Annotated in this window: 5 protein-coding genes; all 5 read right to left on the reverse strand. The window is 44.4% G+C overall.

All coding sequences use genetic code 11. The features are described 5' to 3' along the window. Positions 1-1,268: sigma-54-dependent Fis family transcriptional regulator (locus GXO74_15565; GenBank protein ID NOZ63068.1), on the reverse strand; the 1,268-nt coding region annotated here is incomplete at its 3' end. Between the two features lie 9 nt (positions 1,269-1,277). Beyond that, a complete protein-coding gene (locus GXO74_15570) occupies positions 1,278-2,636 on the reverse strand; it encodes a hypothetical protein (GenBank protein NOZ63069.1) in 1,359 nt (452 codons plus the stop codon). Next, positions 2,636-3,127, reverse strand: coding sequence for an NYN domain-containing protein (locus GXO74_15575; protein NOZ63070.1), 492 nt, complete (start codon positions 3,125-3,127; stop codon positions 2,636-2,638). Before GXO74_15575 ends, GXO74_15570 begins: the two co-directional genes overlap by 1 nt. A 9-nt stretch (positions 3,128-3,136) precedes the next feature. Then, a complete protein-coding gene (locus GXO74_15580) occupies positions 3,137-5,311 on the reverse strand; it encodes a CHASE2 domain-containing protein (protein NOZ63071.1) in 2,175 nt (724 codons plus the stop codon). A 69-nt stretch (positions 5,312-5,380) separates the two neighbouring features. After that, positions 5,381-5,864 (reverse strand): DNA methyltransferase (locus tag GXO74_15585; GenBank protein ID NOZ63072.1); only part of this gene is annotated, 484 nt, incomplete at its 5' end.

Genomic DNA, 5,864 nt, shown 5'->3' on the forward strand with positions numbered 1-5,864 from the left:
TTTCCGCCTGCTTTTTCCAGCGCTGAGTAAATCAAATTTTTCTCGACCTCATCGATGGAAATTCCTTCCGACGGAATGTCAAATGTAAGCGTCCCGCCTGTGGGCACGAAACTTTTTATGTGCGGCGGCAGCAGTTCCGGGGTAATGGTTTCATCTCCCGCCATGATGATCATTCGTTCGACGATATTTTCCAGTTCACGAATATTGCCAGGCCAGTCATATTTCATGAGAGCATTAATTGTTTTCGCGTCAATTTTATCTTCGGGAACATTATTTTTTTTCAAAAAATGAGCAATCAAATCAGGGGTATCCTCTTTCCTCTCTCGGAGCGGCGGCAACTGAATGGGAAATACATTCAGCCGATAGTAGAGGTCTTCGCGAAATTGTTCGTTTTTCATCATTTCTTCCAAATTGCGATTGGTCGCGGCAATTGTCCGTACGTCAACGGGAATGACTTCTTCGCCACCGACGCGCATAATTTCTTTTTGCTGCAATACGCGCAGCAATTTCACCTGCGTTGCCAGAGAAATGTCGCCAATTTCGTCAAGAAAAAGCGTGCCGCCGTGCGCCAATTCAAACCTGCCCCGTTTTTGCCTTTCCGCTCCGGTGAAAGCGCCTTTTTCGTGTCCGAAAAGTTCGCTCTCCAACAAAGTGTCTGCCAACGCAGCGCAGTTTACCCCCATGAATGTGGCGTTTGCGCGCGGACTGAGTTGATGAATCGCCTGAGCGATCAATTCTTTCCCTGTTCCGCTCTCCCCGCGAATGAGTACGGTCGCGTCGGTAGGCGCGACTTTTTCCACCATGCGATAGACCTGCTGCATGGCTTCGCTCTGGCCAATGATATTGTCCAGGGAAAACTTATCGCGCAACCGCTCTTTTAAATTGACATTTTCGGTGGCAAGATTTTTCTTTTCCAGAATTTGTTTCACTTTAAGCTTCAGCTCAATCATGTCGAACGGTTTAATCAGATAATCGTACGCTCCTTTTCGCATCGCCTCTACCGCGGTCTGCGCTGTGGCGTAGGCAGTCATCAAAATGACTTCTGTCTGCGGAGAGATTTTTTTTACTTGATCCAATACTGCCAGGCCGTCTTGTCCGGGCATCTTCAAATCCGTAATCACGACATCAAATTCATTTTGGCTGAATTTTTTCAAACCAGCTTCGCCATCGTACGCTAGTTCCACTTGATGATTGTCCATTTCCAGTGCGCTTTTTAAAACGTGGCACATGCGTCGTTCGTTGTCAATGACTAAAATTTTTCCCTGCATATCAATCCCTCATTTTAAAGGAAGATAAATGAAAAATGTCGTCCCTTTTCCCGGCTCGGAAATGACTTCCATCCAACCGCCGTGTTTTTCGATGAGTTGCCGGCTGATGGCAAGCCCCAAACCGCTACCGGAAGATTTTGTCGTAAAAAAAGGCTCAAAAATTTTCTCAACATCGCCTTCGATTCCTTCGCCGTTGTCCTGAACGGAAATACGGGCAAAGGCACCTTTTCGCGTTTGTGCTTTATCCAGGCGAACGGTAATTTCTCCGTTTTCATCGGAAATTGCCTGTTGCGCATTGAGAATCAAATTGAACAAAACCTGTTGCAGCGCATTTTCGTCAATGGATATCTGTGGCAATTTTTCGTCAGGTGCAAAGCTAATTTTTGCCGAATTTTCCTGACTGTCCCGCTGCGCCGCATGGATGACTTTTTCGATGACAGCGTTCAAATTTTGCGGTGCAATGTTCAATTTCGGCTCTCTGGCAAAAGAGAGAAAATTATTCACGAGATGATTCAGCCGTTGGACTTCGGCGAAAATGAAGTCGAACAGTTCATCGGATTTGTCTTTGGGCGCATATTTTTCTTTGAGCACGTCGGCGGTGCCCTTGATGATTCCCAGCGGATTGCGGATCTCATGCGCCATGGAGGCTGCCATTTGTCCCATGGCGGCCAACTTTTCCGATTGCTGCATTTGATCGTGCGTGCGAATCAGCAGTGAAACCATCCAGGAAATGAAAAATGAAAAAACGACAATCAGCCCCAGACTCACCAGTCCGCCGAGGATAAGTCCCCGCCGAAAAAGATCCAGCAATTGAAAGAAATCCGCGCTCGCTTCCAGAACGAGCACTGCCGACACTTCAAAATATTCGTTGCGCAGCGGCGCGTAAACACTTTTGAATTTATTCCCTTCCACAATATGAATGGGCGACGCTGCCAGCGATCCTGACCAGGCTTCTTCCAGAATTGTACTGTCCTGTTCCAGATAGGTCAGTTGCTGTTCATCGGGAAATTTATTTTGCGCATCGATTAAAACTTGATTTTGCGCATTAATGATGAAAGCAGATTCCAGTTCAAAATCATAAATCAAACGGCTGAGAAAAGGTCGCAAAAGCAAACCGCCCAGCGAACGTTCGTCAGGTGAGTAAATGGCATCCATGTAGTCAGTTTCGATTTTCTGCGCGGACAAATTCGCAATCGCTTTCAATCGTTTTTCCAGTTCCTGTTCCAGATAGTGATTCATTCTATTCAAAAAAAGCCAGCTCGCCAGATTGAACGCCAACAGCATGAACACCGTGAAAAATACCAGCGCGCGCACATAAAATTTGCGCTTCTGCAGCAACTGAGCGCTTGTTTTTTCGCGCGCTTTCACTAATCTTCTCCTTCTCCGAAAATTTTCAGCCATGTCGCCAGGTCTTCTTCAGTCATTGGTTTGTCAAATTTTTGATCTAACTGTGTTTGTTGGGCTTCTTTGCGTAGCAGTTGATAAAATTGAGCCGGTGAAATATTTTTCACTCCGCGTGATTTGCCGAAATTGATCAGGTCATTATCTTCAGTCACCAAAAAAAGCTGCGCCGAATCCGCTTTTTGCCGAATAAATCGTTTAATAAGCGGATCTGCTTTTTCCGGAGCATGAGAATAATAAATGTGCAATCTTCTTTTTCTTTCGTACGGATTGCCCACAAATCCGACATCATCACCATCGAATATCAATGTGATTTCTATTTTTTTGGTCGCCAGATACGTCAGAATGCGCCGAATGAGCGCATTCCGCGCTTTTTCCAGACTCGTCTTCATGGCGGACCTTAGCTCGGGAATTTTATGAATCACATTGTATCCGTCAATCAGATAATGGGGATGCATGACATTTTCCTATTTTGTCGTCATTTCAAAGACACCATCCCAGTTCGATGGCGGCGGATTTTTTTCGAACAAATTGCAGCGACGAACAAATTCAGCTGCAGGCCCGTCGTCCGGATCGATTTGTAGCGATTTGAGAAAATACTCTCGGGCAGTGCGAAAATCTCTCATTCGATATTTTTCCAAGCCTTTCAAAAAGTATTCTATGGCGGCTCTCTGCTCATTGGTCAGACCTATTGATTTTTCTTCGATGATCTGAAAAATGCGCACCGGCTTTGCTTTTCCCTTCACACGGATCAAATCCAACTCGCGGCACCAAAAATATTTCCCCACGAGTTGGAAAGTCGCCTGGCTGATAATAATAGACGTTCCGTAAATTTTGTTCGTTCCCTCTAATCGAGAGGCGAGGTTGACGCTGTCGCCGATGGCAGTATAGTCAAAGCGGTTCACGCCGCCGATATTGCCCACAATCATGGGACCTGAGTTTAGACCGATGCGTGTTTCGAACGGAGGCCTGTTCTGTTGCTTCCATTTTTTTTGGAATTTTTTTAGTCGTTTTTGAATATCCAATGCCGCCCGGCAAGCACGAATCGCGTGATCCGGCTGCTGAATGGGCGCGCCGAAAATTGCTACTACAGCATCTCCCTCATATTTGTCTAAATAGCCCTGATATTTCAGAATAACATCGGTTAAAATCGCCAGATATTCATTGAGATATTGCACAAGTTGCTCGGGTTGGAGATTTTCAGAATAACTGGTAAAATTCTTGATGTCGGAAAAAAACGCGGTGGCAATTTTACGCTCGCCGCCTAATTTGAGCATATTGGGATTTTTAAGCAGCTCATTGACCACAGAGGGGGAAACATAATTTTGAAACATTTGTTTGATGCGTTTTTTGTCTTTTATTTCTCGAAAATATTTGAACCCTAACACTGCAACTTGACTGGCAATGATTCCGATGAACGGTCTGACATTGTCAATCCACTGATTATTTGTCCAGAAAGAAAAAAATGTGGCCACCATAAAACCGGCGATGACGAACAGCAGCAGGGGGATGCTAATCCACATGCGAAAAAATGAGGCGACGATTCCGATGAACAGACACAGCAAAATCAAAATGAAAATATTCGTGGCAGTGGATTTTTTATAAATAAAATCGCCGTGCAAAATATTGTACAACATATTGGCATGAATTTCCACCCCAGGAAATGCTTCCTGAAACGGGACCGGACGGAGATCGTTGAGCCCTGGCGCAGAGGCACCGATGAGAATGATTTTATTTTTAAAAAAATTCGCCGGGATGCGTTTGGTGAGCACGTCGTAAAATGAAACGTAACGGAATGTCTGAAATGTGCCAGTGTAATTAATTAACATCTGTCCTTTTTTGTCAATGGGCAATTCCAGAGCCGCATCCGGAGCGATGGCGGGAATTTTCATTTTCACAAATTTTCCGGGAACGATGGAAATATCGTACGGAGCCACATCGAACATGTTGATTATCAGCGCCAAAGCAAAAGTGGGATAAAGGCGGTCAGCGAAATTCATGAACAAAGGCATTTTTCGAATGACGCTGTCATTATCCGGCTGATAATTCACAAATCCGAGACTTTTTGATGCATTGTACAGCGCGATAAATTTCCCGTCAAACCGTTCTGCAAGCGGAAACTGCGCCACGACCTTCGGATCGAAGGCGTAACTGAGACGCGAAAAATCGAATCCCTCGGGCGGAAAATTCATGCGGTAGAGAAAGGCATCTGGCTCTGCCCGAGAAAATGAAAGCGCGTGAGTGACAATTCCGGACACTTTTGTCGCCTGAACAAACATGGTATCCGCCACGCGGTCGATGTCGCGTTCCATGAATAAAATGTCAAATCCGATGGCTCGCGCACCTCCATGAGTGAGATAATTGGTAATTTCCGCGTAATAATCCCGAGGCCACTGATGAAATCTGCCCAATTTATTCAAGCTGCGATTGTCGATGTCCACAATGACGATTTCCTCGATTTTGTCCCCCGCGCGTTGCTCTTCCAGCAGAGAAATTTTTCTGGCGAAGCGCATGTCCAACGTTTGTAGCTCAAATTTATGAAAAACTGTGGGGAATAAAATGTATGTGAACAAAATGACTACTGCCGCTGCAAAAAGACCAAGAATGATACCTGTGAATAGTCGTTTGTAAATCTGGCTCATGGTTGATTCCTGTTGTATGCTTCAATTTTATTTTCTCAAATGGCACTCTGAATGTTGTAACTCACTTTATCAAAACACGATTAGCTTATTTTCTACCTCATGATAAATATTATCAATTTTTTCCTGAATTTCAATCGTTTTACTCAACGCAGTAACGATACGACAATAGTGTTGCGAATTATCCATTTTTCTGCCTTTGCGATCTTTCAAATATTTGTGCAGCGCCTGATATCCGCCAATATGATAATTCCAGACTTCGGGAGCGATGCCTTCAAAATATTTTTCTTTGTTGATGTAAACGCGTTTTTCGTTCTCGTTGTATTCAATTTTTTCAATCCGATCATTCTCGCCGATGACAGGATATTTAGCAAGGGGGGGATTTACCGCAGCTTCTTTCAGCAAGTGCAAATCAGTTAGCTTCTTGCCAAATTTTCCCATAGTTTTGAATAATTTGTAATCAGCGGTAAAAGGTACCCGCGGAAAGTCTATCTTCAAAAATTCAGCGTAAGTGGCGCGGTAAATATTGCTGTAAAATATGCCGTAAATATAATAC

The organism is Calditrichota bacterium (assembly GCA_013152715.1).
Classification (GTDB): domain Bacteria; phylum Zhuqueibacterota; class Zhuqueibacteria; order Thermofontimicrobiales; family Thermofontimicrobiaceae; genus 4484-87.